Source organism: Gordonia westfalica, assembly GCF_900105725.1.
Lineage (GTDB): Bacteria > Actinomycetota > Actinomycetes > Mycobacteriales > Mycobacteriaceae > Gordonia > Gordonia westfalica.
Genome location: NZ_FNLM01000034.1, coordinates 2,532,523 through 2,550,856 on the forward strand (window position 1 = coordinate 2,532,523; position 18,334 = coordinate 2,550,856).

At 68.3% G+C, this 18,334-nt stretch carries 16 protein-coding genes and 1 riboswitch; of the genes, 8 read left to right on the forward strand and 8 right to left on the reverse strand.

The genetic code is table 11. The annotated features are described in order from the left end of the window. Positions 1-25 precede the first annotated feature (25 nt). From BLU62_RS16935 to BLU62_RS16950, 4 genes are all read right to left on the reverse strand, one after another. On the reverse strand, positions 26-1,099 hold the full coding sequence (locus tag BLU62_RS16935) for a phosphotransferase family protein (protein ID WP_074850896.1): 1,074 nt from the start codon (positions 1,097-1,099) through the stop codon (positions 26-28). A 46-nt stretch (positions 1,100-1,145) separates the two neighbouring features. Beyond that, positions 1,146-2,396 (reverse strand): acyl-CoA dehydrogenase family protein, encoded by a 1,251-nt coding sequence (locus BLU62_RS16940; RefSeq protein ID WP_074850898.1) that lies wholly within the window; start codon positions 2,394-2,396, stop codon positions 1,146-1,148. Positions 2,397-2,431: 35 nt separating this feature from the next. Continuing rightward, complete coding sequence (locus BLU62_RS16945) at positions 2,432-5,083, reverse strand: outer membrane protein assembly factor BamB family protein (RefSeq protein WP_074852966.1); 2,652 nt, start codon at positions 5,081-5,083, stop codon at positions 2,432-2,434. Positions 5,084-5,144: 61 nt separating this feature from the next. Further along, positions 5,145-5,723: a phosphatase PAP2 family protein gene (locus BLU62_RS16950; protein WP_074850900.1), complete on the reverse strand. Its 579-nt coding sequence runs from the start codon at positions 5,721-5,723 to the stop codon at positions 5,145-5,147. A 216-nt stretch (positions 5,724-5,939) separates the two neighbouring features. Here BLU62_RS16950 and BLU62_RS16955 point away from each other — a divergent pair, with 216 nt between their 5' ends. After that, the gene (locus tag BLU62_RS16955) at positions 5,940-6,662 is read left to right on the forward strand and encodes a hemerythrin domain-containing protein (protein WP_074850901.1); all 723 of its coding nucleotides are present in this window, start codon (positions 5,940-5,942) and stop codon (positions 6,660-6,662) included. A gap of 189 nt (positions 6,663-6,851) precedes the next feature. On the opposite strand, the gene BLU62_RS16960 is transcribed toward BLU62_RS16955, so the two are convergent. Next, positions 6,852-7,991, reverse strand: a complete 1,140-nt coding sequence (locus tag BLU62_RS16960; protein WP_074850903.1) for an acyl-CoA dehydrogenase family protein — start codon at positions 7,989-7,991, stop codon at positions 6,852-6,854. A 109-nt stretch (positions 7,992-8,100) separates the two neighbouring features. Between BLU62_RS16960 and BLU62_RS16965 the strand changes: the two genes are divergently transcribed. Beyond that, on the forward strand, positions 8,101-8,679 hold the full coding sequence (locus BLU62_RS16965) for a TetR/AcrR family transcriptional regulator (RefSeq protein ID WP_074850905.1): 579 nt from the start codon (positions 8,101-8,103) through the stop codon (positions 8,677-8,679). A gap of 187 nt (positions 8,680-8,866) precedes the next feature. On the opposite strand, the gene BLU62_RS16970 is transcribed toward BLU62_RS16965, so the two are convergent. After that, positions 8,867-11,632, reverse strand: a complete 2,766-nt coding sequence (locus BLU62_RS16970; protein ID WP_074850907.1) for a sacsin N-terminal ATP-binding-like domain-containing protein — start codon at positions 11,630-11,632, stop codon at positions 8,867-8,869. 17 nt (positions 11,633-11,649) lie between these two features. Continuing rightward, positions 11,650-12,438, reverse strand: coding sequence for a DUF3027 domain-containing protein (locus BLU62_RS16975; protein WP_074850909.1), 789 nt, complete (start codon positions 12,436-12,438; stop codon positions 11,650-11,652). Between the two features lie 86 nt (positions 12,439-12,524). On the opposite strand from BLU62_RS16975, the gene BLU62_RS16980 reads away from it, so the two are divergent. Both BLU62_RS16980 and BLU62_RS16985 read left to right on the forward strand, forming a co-directional pair. Then, entirely contained in the window at positions 12,525-14,504 is a 1,980-nt protein-coding gene (locus tag BLU62_RS16980; RefSeq protein WP_074852967.1) for an MFS transporter, read from the forward strand. Then, positions 14,501-15,019, forward strand: a complete 519-nt coding sequence (locus BLU62_RS16985) for a DUF2771 family protein (RefSeq protein WP_074850912.1) — start codon at positions 14,501-14,503, stop codon at positions 15,017-15,019. The genes BLU62_RS16980 and BLU62_RS16985 overlap by 4 nt, the downstream gene beginning before the upstream one ends. An 81-nt stretch (positions 15,020-15,100) precedes the next feature. On the opposite strand, the gene BLU62_RS16990 is transcribed toward BLU62_RS16985, so the two are convergent. Further along, complete coding sequence (locus BLU62_RS16990) at positions 15,101-15,514, reverse strand: cold-shock protein (RefSeq protein ID WP_074850914.1); 414 nt, start codon at positions 15,512-15,514, stop codon at positions 15,101-15,103. Between the two features lie 239 nt (positions 15,515-15,753). On the opposite strand from BLU62_RS16990, the gene BLU62_RS16995 reads away from it, so the two are divergent. The 4 genes from BLU62_RS16995 to BLU62_RS17010 are packed head-to-tail and all read left to right on the forward strand — an operon-like array spanning position 15,754 to position 17,877. Then, positions 15,754-15,963 (forward strand): hypothetical protein, encoded by a 210-nt coding sequence (locus BLU62_RS16995; RefSeq protein ID WP_074850916.1) that lies wholly within the window; start codon positions 15,754-15,756, stop codon positions 15,961-15,963. Positions 15,964-15,969: 6 nt separating this feature from the next. Continuing rightward, the gene (locus BLU62_RS17000) at positions 15,970-16,515 is read left to right on the forward strand and encodes a flavin reductase family protein (RefSeq protein ID WP_074850918.1); all 546 of its coding nucleotides are present in this window, start codon (positions 15,970-15,972) and stop codon (positions 16,513-16,515) included. Positions 16,516-16,528: 13 nt separating this feature from the next. Next, on the forward strand, positions 16,529-17,617 hold the full coding sequence (moaA, locus tag BLU62_RS17005) for a GTP 3',8-cyclase MoaA (protein ID WP_074850919.1): 1,089 nt from the start codon (positions 16,529-16,531) through the stop codon (positions 17,615-17,617). A gap of 11 nt (positions 17,618-17,628) precedes the next feature. After that, positions 17,629-17,877, forward strand: coding sequence for a ubiquitin family protein (locus BLU62_RS17010; protein WP_074850921.1), 249 nt, complete (start codon positions 17,629-17,631; stop codon positions 17,875-17,877). 254 nt (positions 17,878-18,131) lie between these two features. Next, positions 18,132-18,331: riboswitch (cyclic di-AMP (ydaO/yuaA leader) on the forward strand. Positions 18,332-18,334 lie beyond the last annotated feature (3 nt).

An 18,334-nucleotide genomic window follows, 5' to 3' on the forward strand; every position in this document is an offset into this window, starting at 1 on the left:
CGCGAAGGCGAGCCCTCCGCGACGGTCAGCCGGCGACGATCTCGTTCAGACGTTTTCCGATGATGCCCACCGCGAAACCCAGTCGTTCGAACTCCTTGTTGGTGGTCTGCCCGTGGTAGTAGCGGTAGTAGATCTGCTGGGCGATGACCACGGCCCGGAAGAGTCCGAACGCCTCGTACCACCGCCACCGCTCCGGCGACATCTCGAAACCCATGCGCTCGCAGTATCGTTCGACGAACTCGGCGCGCGTGATCATGCCCGGCAGGTTCGTCGGGACACGGCGCATGAGTTGCAGCTCGTCGGAGTCGTCGGCCTGAATCCAGTACGCCATCGATCCCGCGAGATCCATCAACGGGTCACCGAGGGTGGCCATCTCCCAGTCGAGGATGCCGATGACCTTCGTCGGGTCGTCCTTGTCGAGCACGACGTTGTCGAGCTTGAAGTCGTTGTGTATCACGCAGTTCGCGACGTCCTCGGGCTGGTTGTCGGCCAGCCACGCCATCGCCGTCTCGAAATCGGGAACGTCGTCGGTGTGCGCGTTACGGAACCGCGTCGTCCAGCCGTCGACCTGCCGTCGGACGTATCCGAGTCCCTTGCCGAGGTCGCCGAGACCGGTCTTCGACGGGTCGACCGAGTGAACCTCGACCAGCGTGTCGATGAAGTTGAAGCACAGTTGCCGGGCCTGATCGGCGTCGAGCGGGACGTCGGACGGCCACTCCTTGCGCGGGATGACACCGTCGATGCGCCCCATCACGTAGAAGTCGGCGCCGAGGACCGACTCGTCGTCGCAGAAGGCGATCATCGGTGCGATGTAGCGGATCACCCCGGAGAGTTCGGACTGGATCCGGTATTCGCGGCGCATGTCGTGCGCGCCGCGCGCCTTGGTGCCGCGCGGTGCCCGACGCAGGATCAGGTCCCGGGTCGGATACCGCAGCAGGAAGGTGAGATTGGAAGCGCCACCGGCGAATTGCCGCACCTCGGGCACCGCGTCGAGCCCGTCGACGTCCGGCGCCGCGGACCGCAGCCACGATGCCACCGCCTCGACGTCGAACGCATCCTCGTCCCGGACCTCGCGCGCCTCGGTCACCTGGTCAGCCATTGTGGGAGTTCACCCTTCTCGTTCGTGGATGTGTGGACGGCCGCGGTCAGCGGTACTTGCCGAGTTCCAGGCGCGCAACGACGTTGCGGTGCACCTCATCCGGGCCGTCGGCCAGTCGGAGTGAGCGTGCACCCACCCAGGCCTGCGCGAGCGGGAAGTCGTCGGTGAGACCGGCGCCACCGTGCAGCTGGATGGCCATGTCGATGACGTCGAGTGCCATGTTGGGCACCTCGACCTTGATCTCGCTGACCGCCGACAACGCCTCCCGCGACATACCCTGGTCGAGCAGCCAGGCGGCATGGTGAACCAGCAGTCGCGAGCGGTTGATCGCGATGCGAGCGTCGGCGATCCGTTCGCTGTTGCCGCCGAGCCGGGCGAGCTGCTTACCGAACGCCTCGCGCGAAAGTGCGCGTCGGACACCGAGTTCCAGTGCGCGTTCGGCCAGGCCGATGGCGCGCATGCAGTGATGGACGCGTCCCGGCCCGAGACGGCCCTGGGCGATCTCGAAGGCGCGGCCCGGTCCCAGGAGGATGTTCGACGCCGGGACGCGCACGTCGGTGAAGGACACCTCGCCGTGGCCGAACGGCTCATCGAAATAGCCCATGGTGGTGAGCATCCGGTCGACCTTCACGCCGGGGGCGTCGATCGGGATGAGGACCATGGTGTGCCGCGACTTGCGGTCGGCCTCGGCGTCGGTGACGCCCATGAAGATCAGGACCTTGCAGTCGGGGTGCCCGACACCGGTGGAGAACCACTTGGTGCCGTTGATGACCACGTCGTCGCCGTCGAGCACGGCCGACGCCGCCATGTTGGTGGCATCCGACGACGCGACGGCGGGCTCGGTCATGCAGAAGGCGCTGCGAATGTCGGCCCGCAGCAGCGGCTCCAGCCAGCGCTCGCGCTGCTCCTCGGAGCCGTAACGCAGCAGGACTTCCATGTTCCCGGTGTCGGGGGCGTTGCAGTTGAAGATGACCGGCGACAGCGCCGACGATCCCATCGCCTCGGCGATCGGGGCGTAGTCGACGTTGGACAGGCCCTCTCCCCCGTCGGTCCCGAAGTCGGCGGCGTAGCGTCCGGCGTGGGCAGCCGGGAGGAACAGATTCCACAGACCCTCAGAACGTGCTTTCGCCTGCAGTTCGGCGATGATCGGCGACGGCGTCCAGGGATCGCCGTCGCCCTCGCGACGTTCCTTGATGTCCTGGTGAATCCGGGATTCGACGGGTTCGATCTCGTTGGTGACGAACGCCCGCACTCGCTCGGTGAGGTCGGCGGACCGTGGTGACGGAGAGAAATCCATTCCCCGACCGTATCGCGGAGACCCCTTCCCGGTGGCTACTTCCAGTACCGCGTCGAGCCGTCCGGTCCGGCCGTGGTGCTGACCAGTTTGGCGAAGCAATGGTCGGGGTCGAAGCCCTGGCTTCGGCACCAGTTGTTCGCCTCCACCGGACCCGGGAACGTCGCCGCAGCCACCGTCACCCACCAGCCCTGGTACGAGAACACCGGCCATTCGTCGCTCCACAGCAATCGAACATCGTTGAACCGCAGGCGAAGTGCGAGGAACTCGTCGAGGATCGCCTGGTCGGTCCAGGTACGACCCTCGGCGACCAGACCCGGACGCTTGGAACTGAGCTGCGCGACCCACCTGTTGTCGAGATTCGCCAGGATGAACGCGCGATCCGCGTCGGCCTGGAGTCGCAAGGCGCTGACGCTGGTCGCGGTCACATCAGAGCCCGCCGGAAACGCCGCCCCGGTGGCCACCGAAGACACCGACGACACCCCCGAGTCCGGCACGCTCAACGCCGGTGCAGGTCCCGGTGTCGGGCCCTTCTCGCATTCGACGAGGTACTGTCCGCCACCGGAACCCGAGCCACCTGAACCCGAGCCACCTGAACCCGAGCTCGAGTCGCTCCCGTTCAGGGTGTCGGGCAACCGGAAGAAGCTCCCTGCCGGATACGTCAGCTCCATCGTGAGCGAGCCTCCCCCGTCAGATGACGGGATCGCGACCGGCGAGCGCTGGAAGTCGAAGTTGCCCGACGCGATGAGCCCGTTGCCGTCGGAGACGGTGATCCTGGTTTGCGGCCCGTACAGGACGTCGCCGCCGGGGCATGTCGCGGTGACCTTCATCGTCACGACGAGACCGCCCGCGGCGGTGCGGAAGGTCTGCGGCTCGAAGGTCGGTGGGGACCCGCACGGAGTCACGTACGTCGGTCCGGCAGTGCCGTTCGACGGGCGCGTTGCACCGGGCACGATCGCAGCCGGCCCAGTCGGAGCGAATCCGGTGATCGTGTTCTCGCTCAACGTCACCAGACGATCGCCGATGGCAAAGGTGAGAACCCGCCCCTGTTCTGCCGACGCATTCCCGATGACCGCGGGCGGAAGTGTCCACGTCGGCGCGCCCGTCACGAGATCCAGTGCGCTGACCCCACCATCGGACGTGGCCGCGATGAGTCGTTCGCCGTCGGTGACGGCGTGACCACTCGCAGCGGACGAGCCCAGGGCGTCGAAGGCCCATATCTGTCGTCCGGTTTCAGTGTCGAGTGCGACGAACCGATTGGTCGTTCTGTCGTAGAGGACCACCTCACGGTCGTCCGCGACGACAACGCGCGACCCGAAAGCGCCCGCCTCCGGGATCGGGGCGGTCCACACCGGCGTGCCGTCACGAGAGTCGACGTACTTGCCGTCGAGGAACACCCGTCGGCTCTGATTCGGGGTCGCAACTTCGGGGACCATCACGTGCGCCCCGGGAAGCTCCGACGTGGAATTGTCCGGTCGGATCATCACGACTCGGTGATCTGTCAGTGTGAATCCGTCGGGGGTGCCGACCTGAACGGCCAGGGTCCCGTTGTCGAATTCGCCGATCTCGCTGGAACCACCGGTCTCTGCGAAGAGGTTCTCTCCATCATCCGCCGACACCGCGAACACGATCAGCCCGGTGCTCACCACCGCCTCGTCCGTGGCGGTGAAATATGAGGAGTCGCCACTACCGGTCGCCGGTTGTGGGAGTGTGCCCACCGACCGCGACCATTGCACACCGTCAGGTGTGACCTTGTGGACGACGACCGAGCGAGGGTCCGATACGTACTCTCCGATGAAAGCCGCATCCCCGTTGTAGGCCAGCGCTTCCGAGCGCGACGGCGCAGTCACGCTCGCGACGGCCTGACCCGTCCGGGTGTCGATGAAGTGCAGGTCGCCGTCTCCACCACAGACGATCGTGTGATCGACGATCCTGTCCGCGCAATGCCGTACCGGCCGGTCGAACCGCCAGCGATCGCCGGTCCTGGCGTCGACACCGACTGCCCACTGGGTGTGCACGCCGGTGAACTCGCCGCCGACGAGTGTCACCAGCGTCTCCCCGTCGGTGAGCGCGCCGAGTGCGCTGTACCGCCCTTCTGACGGGATCACCGAGTTGAACTTCTCGCCACCCATCGACGCTGCGCTGATCGACCACGCCGCGGCCGGCACTGAGGGGTACGAGCCGGTCAACTGGCCGGCGACGAGTTCTGGTTCGTTCGATTGCGTCGACTTCCACCACACGACCCCGCCTATCACGAGCGCCAGCACGCAGACGAGTGCGACGCCGGCGATCAGGTACGCCCTGGTGTTCGAGCGCGGCAGTGGCGGCGGTTGCCACCCGGGCGGCGGATAGCCCGGCGCCGGGTATCCGGGCGGGGGCATTCCGGGCGGACCCATCGGCGGTGTCATCCCGGGCCGAACCGTTGGTGGAGCCATACCGGGATACGGGTTCGGCCCCGTCGGTGTCACTGTCGGCGTGGCGTCATACGGCACGGGACCGATCTGCGTCGCCGCAAACGGATCCGGCTGTGCCGGGATCCGCCCGGAAGGCGTCGTCGCATTCGGGTCCTGCGGCGCACCCTGGTTCAGCGACACCCCGGGCACGACGGTGGGACGCGCGGGCTGGATGGTCGTGGGGGACTCATCGGGCCGCGGGTCATCCCCATCGGACGGCGGACCCGGATGCGACATCACCACAGTCAATCCCAGTCGCACACATCCGGACTATCCCCCGCGCGGACGAATCCCCCGGTCAGCCCGCGTCGGCGGGAACGTCTGTACGCCTCCGCGATTCGTACCGCGCCAGCCCCCAGGTGCACAACGCGACCCACAGCACGCCGATCACCCAACCGGACACCACGTCCGTCGTCCAGTGCACCCCGAGCACGATCCGGGTGAGTCCCACCAGGATCGACAACAGCGGCGCGAGCAGCAGAATCCACCGGTTCTCGCGTACCCACACGAAACAGCGGTAGGCCGCGACCGCGCAGAGACCGAACACGATCATCGTCATCATCGCGTGGCCCGACGGGTAGGAGAACGAGTCGATGTTCAGCAGGCGATCTTCGATCGGCGGCCGGTTGCGCGCGAACCCGAACTTGAGTCCCTGCATCAGCGCATAGCCCAAGATCGTTCCGACGCCAACGTACACGGCGTCGACGCGGCGGCCGGCGGCAGCCAGCCCGACCACCGCCAGGACGGTGAGCGTGGTCAGCACCAGGGTGTTGCCCAGGATCGTGATCACTTCGGCGATCGTGATCCACGGCTCGGACCGGTTCTGGACGACCCAGTCCCACACGTTCTCGTCGATCGTCGTCGGCGACAGGAACATCGGTCCGACCTTCCTCTCCGCGGTCGTGCCGGCAGCACGCCCGAATCTGACTTCTCCGACCCTAGCCCGGCGACACAAGCATTCGTCCGACCGACGCCATAGAGCTCGTGACCTGCCGAGATCCGGAGCTCAAGCCGTCTTCAAGTCCGCTGCAAGCGACGAGAACGACAGTGGTCACCGTCAGCCCCAACACCATTTGAAGATGAGGACCACCCGATGACGACCCACCCCGCCGCCACCGCGCTCCCGATCCAGCTCCGTCTCCCCGGCCAGGCCGCCGCACCCGTCGGGTCGATCGATCCGTTCATGATGTACGTCCTTCACCACGCCTTCCGGCGCGACCTCGCCGACTTCGCCGCCGCCGTCCCCCGCACCAAGCTCGACGACGCCGGCACGTGGCGGGCGCTCGCCGATCGCTGGACGATGTTCGCGGTCGCGCTGCATCACCACCACAACGGTGAGGACGTCGAACTGTGGCCGCTGCTCGAGGAACGCTGCGACGAGACCGAGAAGCTGGTCCTCGAGGCGATGGACGCCGAACACGACCAGATCGATCCGCTCCTCGAGGAGTGCAACGCCGGCTTCACGACGATGGCCGCCCACCCCGACGAGCAGACCCGTTCGGCACTGACCGCCACACTCGTCCGGGCGCAGTCGATCCTCGGTGATCATCTCGCCCACGAGGAGACCGACGCGATCGCCATCGTGCAGCGCCGGATGACGTTGCACGACTGGGAGGAGTTCGAGGCCAAGATGAGCAAGCAGTCGGGCCTCGGCGAGATGCTGAAGATGAGCCCGATGATGGTCAAGGGCCTGTCCGGCGCCGACCGCGAGGTGGTGTTCGCCCGCATCCCCGGCATCCTCAAGCTGCTCATCAAGCTCGGTGGACCGCGTTTCCGTCGGCTCGACGGCCGCGCGTTCTACTACCTCGACCGATGAGCGCGTGGCCCACGCGCATCTGCTGGTGCGTCGGGTTTCGACGCGACGCCTCGCTTCGCTCGGTGTCGGCTCAACCGGCATGGGGACACGACGCCTCGCTTCGCTCGGTATCGGCTCAACCGGCGTTGAGTGGGTCGGTGCGAAGCGGGAGGTCGCCGGTCTGCAGCGGGTCCGGGCTACGCCGAGACGTCACTTCGCGAGCGCACGCCCGATCACGAGACGCTGGATCTGGTTGGTGCCCTCGAAGATCTGCGTGATCTTGGCCTCGCGCATGTAGCGCTCGACCGGGAAGTCGCGGGTGTAGCCGTAGCCGCCGAAGACCTGCACCGCATCGGTGGTGACCTTCATGGCGGCATCGGTCGCGACGAGCTTCGCGGTGGCCGCGGCACGCGAGTAGTCCATGCCCGCATCACGACGACGCGCCGCGTCGAGGTAGGTGGCACGCGCCGAATCGACGGCGGCAGCCATGTCGGCCAGCACGAACGACAGTCCCTGATGGTCGATGATCTTGCGGCCGAACGCAGCTCGCTCCTGCGCGTAGTCGACGGCCGCGTCGAGGGCGGCCTGCGCCAGACCGGTCGCCACCGCCGCGATGCCCAGCCGCCCGGAGTCCAGGGCGGAGAACGCGATCTGCAGACCCTGCCCCTCGGCACCGAGGCGACGGTCCTCGTCGATGAAGGCGTTGTCGTACGACGCGCCGGTGGTCGGGACCGCGTGCAGACCCATCTTGTCCTCGGGCTTGCCGAAGGTCAGGCCGTCCGTGTCACGGGCGACGAACAGGCAGGAGATGCCCTTCGAACCCTCGCCGGTACGCGCGAAGACGTTGTAGACGTCGGCGATGCCGCCGTGGGTGATCCACGCCTTGGAGCCGGTCATCGTGTAGCCGCCGTCGGTCGGGGTCGCGCGGCACGCGAGGGCCGCGGCGTCGGAACCGGCCTGCGGCTCACTCAGGCTGTACGCACCGATCAGCTTGCCGTTCAACAGGTCCGGGAGCCAGCGCTGCTTCTGTTCCTCGGTACCGAAGTTGAACAGCGGATGGCACGCGAGACCGTGCACACTGACCGCGACGGCGACCGACGCCCAGCGCGCGCCGAGCTCTTCGAGCACCTGCAGGTAGACCTCGTACGACTGGCCGCCGCCGTCCCACTCGGTCGGGTACGGGAGGCCGAGGAGGCCGGCCTCACCGAGCTCGGCGAACAGTCCGTCCGGGTACTGACGGTCCTTCTCGTGCTGGTCGACGATGGGCTTCATCCGCTTGTCGGCGATGTCGCGGACCAACGCGATCAGGTCGCGCGCCTCGTCGTTAGGGAGCAGACGGTCGACCGGCATCGATACCTCCAGGTGAAAGAGCTCAGGTAACTGAACTAGTACTCAAGTCCTCTGCACAGTACTATTTCGGAAGCGGTCAGTACAGCTGACGTCATCGGTGAGGAGTCCTATGCCACGCGAGGGGTTCGCGACGCGGCGTCGTGCCGCCCTGTTCGACGCCCTGCTCGAACTGATCCTGCGCGACGGCTTCGCCCACCTGTCCATCGCCGACCTCGCCGCCGAGCTGCGCTGCTCCAAGTCCACGCTCTACACACTCGCGGCGAGCAAGGAACAGCTGGTCACCGCCACCGTAACCCACTTCTTCCGCACCGCGACCGAGCAGGTCGAGGCACGGGTCGCGGCGTCGGACAGTCCCCGCGAGCGGGTCATCGCCTACCTCGTCGCCGTCGGCGAGGCACTGTCGCCGGCATCAGAGGCGTTCATGCGCGATCTCGACGCGTTCACCCCCACCCGCTCGCTGTACGAACTCAACACCGCCGCAGCCGCCACCCGGGTACAGAAGCTGATCGCCGACGGTGTCGCCGCGGGCGATTTCCGCAACGTCGACGCCGCCTTCGCCGCCGACCTCGCCGCGTCGATGATGAGCCGTATCCAACGCCGCGAGGTCTGGGCCGCCACCGGCCTCGACGACGCCGCCGCGTACCGCCAGCTCGCGAGCATCCTCACGGCCGGGATCGACGCGGGGTAGGTGAATCCACCGGCTGAGGTGCGATGCGTCGCAGGCCCTCTCGAGGCTCGTCGCTATCGCTCCTCACACCTCAGGGAGCGAGCGGAGCGCCACCCCGATCGAAGTCGCGCGCGATGTCGTTCGGGCCCAGCGACATCGGCCGATGTCGCGGCTCCGGATCGATGTCGCGCGCGACATCAGTCGGGCTTCAGGATTCTGGGGTTTCACGCCGCTCGAGGTGCGTCACCCCGTCCTCGACCCACCAGCGAACGCGGACGTCCCGCCGGGAGTCCGCAGAGCGCAACGAGATCCACAACTCGTCGTGCAACCGCACCTGGCCGCGTGGGACCTCCACCCCGCGTTCGGCACCGAAACGTACCGCCTCGGGGTGCGCCCAGGTCGCGGCGTCACCGGGGTCGCGGACGGTGGCGGTGTACTCCTCCGAACCGAGCGGCAGGTCGAGCAGCGTCGCGAGCGTCTCTGCGTCGGCCGGGGTGATCATCGGTCCGGCGAGCACCGCCTCGGCGTCGGGCAGGGCCTGCAGCAACCAGGGCTGGTCGACGACCACCGCGCGGTCGGTGACGGCGCCTGCGATGGTCCGGACCCGTTCGGGCACTTCGACATCCGCCGGATCGAGGGCGCCCCGACGGCACGCCGCGACCACCGCGGCGTGCACCACCACCGCGGCACCGGCGGAGATGTCCCGATCGGGGTCGCCGAGGCGGGTCAGCAGCAGCGCGGCGTCGTCGGCGGTGTCGGGTTCCAGACGGGCAAGCGCACCGACCAGCGCGTCGGCGTGCGGATGGTCGAGGGGGTCGATGATCCCGGCGAGGATCTCATCCGACGGTGCGCGATACTCCCCCAGCAGCAAACCGTCGACCTCGGCGTGCCGACGCAGCCACCAGGCGGTGTACCCGTCCCGGTCCGACAGCAGCGGCGCGATGTCCTCGTCGGTCACCATCATGGTCAGCGCATCGGGCCAGGACCGGTCGTCGATGAGGTCGAGATCGCGTACCGCCGTGAGCTTTTCGGGCGCATCGGGCAGCGTGTCCCACCAGTCCTCCTCGTCGGGGAGGTCGTGGTCGGGACCGACCGGCAACTCGTCGGTGACGGTGAGGAAACCCCACCCGACACCCAGGCGCCGCAACTCGTCTGCACCGCACTCGGATACGACCTCGTCGTCGACGACGCCGAACGGGTGATCGTCGACGAGCACGGACAAGAGCGGGCTGTCGGGTAGAAGCAGTTCATCGGCGGGACGGAGTTCGCCGTCGGTGTCGAGCAGCGGCAGGGTGGCCAGCCAGGGCGGAACCGCGGCATCGGGATCGGCACGCAGCACCGCGCAGATCTCGGCGGCGAGCCCGTCGTCATCGGAACCGTCGAGGTCGATGTCCTCGATCAACACCCGCAGCGCCGGGTCGGCCAGCGCGTCGGTGGCGGAGAGTTCCTGCACACCAAGACGTTCGAGCAGGGGGTGCCGAGCGTCGGGGTGCACGGTCGGGATCCACCGCATCGGCGTCGCGATGCGATCGCTCACGAACAGGCCGCGGACCCCGACCGACATGCGGCCGTCGGACCGTGGGATCGGCAACGCACCGAGCTCCTCGACCTCGCGCCCCGTCGACACGAGAGGCGCGAGCGCCTCGTACAGGTCGTGCCACCAGGACGGTTCGTGCTGCAGTCCGCCGAGTCGTTCGGCCAGCGCTGCCAGCCCCAGTTCCTCGACTCCCAGCCGCCCCAGCGTCGGAAGGTGTTGGGCGAGTGAGATATCGGGGTGGACGAGGTCGGCGAAGTGTTCGGAGAGGATCTCGGCCAGGCGGTCGGTGAGCCCGATGAGGACGACGGACCGCGACGGCAGCAGTGCCCCACCGTCGGCCGACGGCAGCCACGCGACGTCACGAAGCTGCTCGCGCACCGCCTCGATCAACCTGGCGTCGTCGCGATTCCGCGCGAGGTGCAGCTCCGGCACCAGCTGCACACGACGCACCGGGTCGAGGAGGAGCAGAAGGTCAACGTAACCGACTGCGGCATCGGCGATCTCGGCCCGCGGATGGAGATGCCGACGGTCGGGGGTGAGCGCGAGATCGGTGATGCACCGGCACGGCAGGCTCAGTTCGATGTCGGTGGGCGTGGGTGCGCGCAGCACGTCGTGATCGGGTGCAGGACCGCCGTCGGCGTCGACGAGCCAGCGCGTACCGCCACGCGTCACCTCGAGCCAGCGCTGCGTCGACGAAGAAGCCGACGGAGAGCCGGCGCCGCCCACGGACACGGTGACGATCGCCGACGAGGCCTCGTCGTCCTCGACCTCCGGCCCCGCGGACCGCTCGACCGTGATCTCCACACCGTCGACCGTGATCCGTTGCAGCGCAGCCAGTTCGACCACGAGATCGGGAGCCTGGGCGAGCATCGCCTCGATCAGCGGCCCCGACGGCTCGCGCAGGCTCAGGACCACCTCGGTGTCGAAACCCTCGGCCGGCCCGACATCCGACGGCCACACGAGTCGCAGGACCGGAACGGTGTCACCCGAGAGTCCGGCCGCGCGCACAGCATCCTCGGCGAGGGCACGGTCGAAGACGATCGACCCGGTGCGCGAACGGACCTCGACGCGGTCGGCGACCGTTGCGGTGGCGGTGAATCCGACTCCGAACCGTCCGATCCGGCCGTCGGCGGGCGTCTTCGCCGAGACCCGGAGCGCGGCCAGCGACCGCACGCCCTCGGCAGTCAGCGGCGCACCGGTGTTCGCGACGTGCAACTCCCCGTCGGCCACCCAGACGGCGAGCTCCCCGGCCATCCCCGCCTCGGCGGCGGCATCGGCAGCGTTGGCGGCCAGTTCGGTGAGCAACCGGTCGCGGTATCCGACCGTCACCAGATCCGACTCGGCGGCCGCATCCTCGGCGAGACGCGTCGGCGAGGCCACCCAGGCGTCGAGCGTCGACGACCGCAGTGCGGCGGTGCCGAACGGGTCGGCGCTCATGTGTGGTGGTGTGTCGTTCAGGAGTTCGCCGGTTCGGCGTCCCGGGTGATGGTGATGACCTCGAGCGCGCCGTCGTCGTAGGCGTCGTACGCGGGTGAACCCTCGCCCTTGGGAGCCGCGACGTCGGAGTGTGCACCGCAGCCGTATTCGGCGGAGACCACACGACCGTCGGCCGCGTACTCGTTGGTGCAGGCACCGAACCCGGCACGCAACGCACCCGCGAGGGGCACGTAGAAACCACAGGTGTAGCAGGAGAACGGGGCGGCCTGGGCCATCTCCGACGACGGGCCGAAGTCGCCGTCGTACCAGCGCTGCGCGGCGTCGGCGCGTCCTTCGTAGCTCAGCAGTCGGCGTCGACCCAGGCCGATCTCGCCGGCGACCTGTCCGATGTCGTCGGGGTCCTCGGACTCGGAGTCGAAGCGGAACTCGTCCTTGGTGTCGATCTGGTTGGGCACCAGACGCGGATCGTCGGGGTCGGCGGCCAGCAGATCACCGGGCGCGAGATCGCCCGCGGCGACACGCTCGACCCACGGCACCCACGGCGGGGCCAGCAGCGAGTCGTCACCCGGCAGCAGCACGACCTCGCTGAGGGTGATCTCGTCGCTGCCCGGGGAACCCGCGAGCACGACGCACCACTGCCATCCGCGATAGCCTGCGAGCTCGGCGTCGAAGTAGTGCGCGGCAGCCCACTCGCCCTCGGCGACGCTGCGCCGATGCTTGCCGGGCTGCTGTCCTTCGTCGACCAGCGCGGCTCGTGCGATGTCGACGGCCGCCACCAGTCGTCCGCCGTCCCTTACGTCAGTCACGGTTCCAGTGTGCAATACCGCCGACGTGTGCCACACAACGACCCGCTTCAAGCGGCACCGGCACGAGATGAGGAACAATCGTGGGCGTGATCCCACGGAGTTCCCGACACGACGATGGGCGCGGGGCCCCCAGGGGTCCTGCGAGCCGGCATCCTCAACCGCCGACCGACGATCGCGGCCGTCGCGCCGCACAGCACCCCGGGTCGGCGAACTACCCGGCCGACGAGACCCGCCAGATGCGGGGACGCCGGCCCGCACCCGGCTGGGGACCGCCTCCCGGCCCGGGCCCCGGCCGCAACGCCTACCTGCCCCCGCCCACGCACAATCCGCACCTGCCGCCGCTCGACGACCGAGGTCAGCCACCTCACGACGAGTCGGCGACCCGGGCGATGCCCACCGAACACGGGCCGCGAACGCCCAAGAAACTCACCGTGATGCGCGTCGCCGCGATGCGTAGCCGCGAGCTGACGAGCAAGGGCATCGGCAAGATCCACCGGGCCGCGACCGCCGACGGCGCCGACCAGTCCGGCCTCACCGCACTCACCCTGCCGGTGATCGCGAACTTCGCCGCCGACGCCGCGATGGCCGTCGCGCTGGCCAACACCCTGTTCTTCGCAGCCGCGTCGGGTGAATCCAAGACCAACGTCGCCCTGTACCTGGCACTGACGATCGCCCCGTTCGCGCTCATCGCCCCGCTGATCGGTCCACTGCTCGACCGACTCCAGCGCGGGCGTCGCATCGCGATGGCCACGACCTTCGGCCTGCGCGTCGTGCTGGCACTGCTGATCATGGCGAACGTCCAGTGGAACGACGCCACACAGCAACTCGAATACGACCCGTGGGTGCTCTACCCGTGCGCGCTGGGTCTGCTGGTGTTGTCGAAATCCTTCGGCGTGCTCAAATCGGCGGTCACCCCGCGCGTGGTGCCCCCGACCATCGACCTGCCGCGCGTCAACTCCCGCCTGACCACCTTCGGTCTGATCGGCGGCACCATCGTCGGCGGCGCGGTGGCCGCGCTCGTCGAGATGCTGCTCGGCAAACTGCTGCCGCTGCACCTGCCGGGGGCCATGGTGTGGCTGGCGATCGTCGCCGCGGCCGGCGCCTACCTGTGCATGCGTATCCCGTCGTGGGTCGAGTCGACCGAGGGCGAGATCCCGACGACGCTGACCTACCACGGTGAACCGGCCCGTTCGACCGTCCACGAACACGAGCCGTCCGGTGCCCGTGAGGGCGCGAAGATGCTCGCCGCCAAGATGCGGCAGCCGCTCGGACGCACAGTGGTGGCCGGCCTCTGGGGCAACGGCACGATCCGCATCCTCACCGGCTTCCTGACGCTGTTCATCGCCTTCTACGCCAAGGCACAGCAGGGCGACGCCTCGGACTGGACGCAGCTGCTCCTGCTCGGCGCCGTCGGTGCCGCGGCGGGTGTGGGCAACATGGTCGGCAACGGCGTCGGCACACGACTGGAGCTGAAGAACCCGCCGAACATCATCGTGTGGTCGACCGCCGCCTGCTTTGTCGTCGCGGTCCTCGCGGCGATCTTCGGCAACATCGCCGCCGCCGCGGTGGCCGCGCTCGTCGCCTCGGGGACCAGCGCGATCGGCAAGGTGTGCCTCGATTCGTCGATCCAGGACGACCTGCCCGACGAATCGCGCGCCTCCGCCTTCGGCCGCTCGGAGACCGTTCTCCAGCTGTCGTGGGTGTTCGGTGCCTCGCTCGGCGTGCTGTTGCCGCCGACCCTGTGGATCGGGTTCACCGTCGTCGCGATTCTCCTCGGACTCGGCCTGCTCCAGACGGTGATGACGACCCGCGGGTCGTCGCTGGTGCCGGGCCTCGGTGGTCGACGCCCCGATCACGCCGCCCCGACCGTCGCCTTCCGGGCCGTCGGCTCCGACGACGCCTCGCCGCAGTCCCGCCGGACCGGCCCGGGATCGGCGCCGACCCGGCCGCACTCCCAGCGACCGTCCACCGCGCGCATGCCGTCGACGGCGCCTTTCCCGAACTCCGGTGACCGACCTCACGGTGACCGCAACTCCCCCGACCAGACAGGACATCGCCGACCGTGATCAGCAGTGGTGAGAAGAAGGCACTTTCGATCATCGCGATCGTCGTGGTGGTTTTCGTGGCGGTCGTCGGCACCTCGGTGTTCTTCCTGACCCGCGACGACGACAAAAACCACGAGCCCTATCTGCACCTCGCGGTCGGCGACCAGTTGCACACGATCGAGCCGCGCTGGTGGTGCAACCTGATGCTGACGAGTTGCGATCCGGAGTTCACCGCCAAGCGACCGACGGCCAAGGTGCCGGTCCCCGTGGGGACCACCGTCATGCTGACGGTCTCGAGCGAGATCGCGGACGGACTGTGGAACCTTCTCGCCGTCTACCGGACCCCCGACAATCTCGCCGACGAGGTCGAGTACAAACACACCACCCCCGGTGAGAGGTACTCGATGACGCTCAAGTCGACGCCCGACCGGGTCCTGCTCGGTGTCACCGTGGTCCCGGCGTCCGCGCGACTGGACCAGAACGACGAGCTGCTCCCCCGTGGCGAGCTGGCCGTCGAGACCGCACCCGCAGAATGAGAAACCGCCCGGTCATCAGGACCGGGCGGTTCTCGGAGTTCATCCGGGTCCGGCTGACACTGCGGGCCGCCCGGGCGAGCGTCAGCTCTCGAGCTCGCGTGCGACCGCGCGCACGACCTCTGAGATGCGCTGCGCGGTCTTGCGGTCGGGGTAACGCCCCTTGCGCAGGTCCGGCTGCACCTTGCCCTCGAGCAGGGTGATCAGATCGGCGACCATGCCGTGCAGCTCGTCGGGGGTGTGCTTCTTGACGTCCTTGCGGGCGGCCTCGCGCACGTTCTTGGACACGCTCGGCGCGGGGTCGAGAACCTTGACGCTCAGCGCCTGCGGGCCGCGGCGACCGGCAGCCATGCCGAACTCCACACGCTGCCCGGGCTTGAGGGCCTCCACCCCTTCGGGCAGCGCAGACGAACGGACGTAGACGTCCTCGCCGCTCTCCTGAGCGAGGAAGCCGAAGCCCTTCTCCGCGTCGTACCACTTCACCTTGCCGGTCGGCACTGTGCTCACCCTCATCTGTACGTCGTGATCTTTCCCAGATCTGCCTGTCACAACAAAAGACGCCGTGACCCATCGCAGCCCCACGGCGGATAGACCGTATGGGCCCAGACGGATGCAAGGCGCCTGCTGCGCCCCATCGTAGCCAACGCAGCACCCCGCGGTCACACCATTACCGTGCCGCACGTCGTCACAACCCTCGTGCGGCATCGTCGTGCCGGAGTGTGCACTACCGTAGGAGCATGCAGAAGACGACGTCCCCGCGGTTGCTGCACGTGGCCATGGTGATCTTCGCGATCGGGCTGATCGCTCTCGTGGCTCTGTTCGTGACCCCGGTCGTCACCGACGGCGACACCGCCCCGACCATCGTCTACCTGCTGACAATGTGCGCGCCCCTGGGTTTTCTCCTCGGCCTGGTGTACGCACTCCGTGCCGGACGCCGAGCCAGGTGAGGACCCGTGACAGCGACCATCGACACCACCCCAGAACTTGCTCCCGTCTCCGACGCCAAGGCCCTCCGGGAGGCGTTCAGTTGCTTCCCGTCCGGCGTCGTGGCGGTGTGTTGCCTATGGGGTGAGGGAGATTCGACCACATTGATCGGAATGGCGGCGAGTTCCTTCACGACCGTCTCGCTCGACCCGCCGCTGGTGTCGGTGTGCGTCCAGAACACGTCGACGACGTGGCCGCAGATCCGCACCGCGCCGGCCATCGGGGTCAGCGTCTTCGCCGGCGACCAGATCGATGTGTGCAAGCAGCTCGCCGGGCCGTCGGAACGCCGGTTCGACGGCATCACGCCGCTGAGCACCGACGCCGGGGCGGTCTTCGTCCCGGACGCTGCCGCTCACCTCTCCTGCACCATCCACAACGAGATCCAGGCCGGCGATCACACCGTCGTACTGCTCGAGATCAAGACCCTCCGTGCCGATCCCGGCGTCGAACCACTGGTGTTCCACGCGAGCACCTTCCGTGCTCTCGAGGCCCGCAAGGCCCCGAACGCCACGTGATCCGCAGGTCAGCATGAGCACGGTCGGTCTCGGAATCCCCACGCCGCGGCCGCTCTCGGCCGAGGCGCCATCCGATGTACCCACCCACGGCCCTCTTCGCGACACCTTCGGCCGCGTCGCGAAGGACCTGCGGGTCTCGGTGACCGACCGGTGCAACCTGCGCTGTACCTATTGCATGCCGGCCGAGGGACTCGACTGGATGCCCGCCGACGCGGTGCTGAGCACCGACGAGCTGATCCGCGTGCTGACCGTCGCCGTCCGGGACCTCGGCATCGAACGCATCCGCTTCACCGGCGGTGAGCCGCTGCTGCGGCGCGACCTGGAGCAGATCATCGCGGCCGTCTCCGCGCTACCGCAGCGGCCCGAGATCGCGATGACCACCAACGGGCTGGGACTCACCCGCCGGATCGACGGACTCGTCGACGCCGGACTCAACCGCATCAACATCTCCCTCGACACCGTCGACCGGGAACGCTTCGCCGAGATCACCCGGCGCGACCGGCTCGACGACGTGCTGGCGGGTCTCGCCGCCGCCAAGAGCGCGGGTCTCGACCCCGTCAAGGTCAACGCCGTGATCCCCGACCGCGCCGACCTCGACGCCGTCGTCGACCTGCTCGCCTACTGCCTGGAACACGGCTACGAGCTGCGCATCATCGAACAGATGCCGCTCGACGCCGATCACGCCTGGCAGCGCGCCCGCATGGTGACCGCCGACGAGATCCTCGCGACCCTGCGCACGCGGTTCACGCTGCTCGACGATCCGGCGCCGCGCGGCAGCGCCCCGGCGGCCACGTGGATCGTCGACGGCCATCGGACCGCGCGGGGCCCGGCCAGGGTCGGCGTGATCGCCTCGGTCACCCGCCCGTTCTGCGGCGACTGCGACCGCACCCGGCTCACCGCCGACGGATCGCTGCGAAACTGCCTGTTCGCGTCGTCGGAAACCGATCTGCGCAGCGCGCTGCGATCCCTGCCCGACGACGAGGTCGACGCCGCTATCGCGGCGCTGTGGCGCACCGACATGTGGCAGAAGGCGCCCGGGCACGAGGTGAACGTCGCCGGCTTCCAGCAGCCGTCCCGGCCCATGTCCGCCATCGGCGGATAGGCTCTGCTCCGATGAACCTCACCGTCCGCTTCTTCGCCGCGGCTCGCGCCGCCGCCGGCACCGAGGCGCGCGTCGTCGACATCCAGCCCGCGGCCACCCTCGGAGACCTCGAGTCGACGCTGTCCGCCGGCAACCCCGAATTGGCGAAGGTCCTGAAGCGCTGCTCTTATCTCCGCGACGAAACGGCCTTCACCGACCGTTCACTACAGCTCGGCATCTGCTCGACACTCGACGTCCTCCCCCCGTTCGCCGGTGGCTGACACCACAGTCGCCTTGTGACCTTTATCACATAACGGCCCGATAACGAGATGGCCACGGGAGCGCATCCGGCCCGATGAACTGCGATGACGCCGAATGTTGGTCGGGAGACCAGGTTCTGGCGAAAAAATCAGTTGCGTACAAGCAGGTGAATCGGCCGATCGAACGACGTACTGTACGAAGCGACCTTCTCGAAGGTCACGGTAAGGAAACAGAACATACGTCCCGCCGGCCGCGCCGAGCCTCGCTCCGCCGGAGGGTACGACCGCACGAAATCTAGGAGCGAGGACGGGGGACCCACCCTCATCCCCTGAGACCGGGCACCAAACACGGTGTCCTCGGGGTTAAGTCCCAGGCGCAGAACCATGATTAACAAATCATGGTGACGCACTGGGGCCGAGCAACCTCTCGCTCGAACCCGACAGCTGACTTCGTAGGCGCGTGGAGAGAGGAATTCGA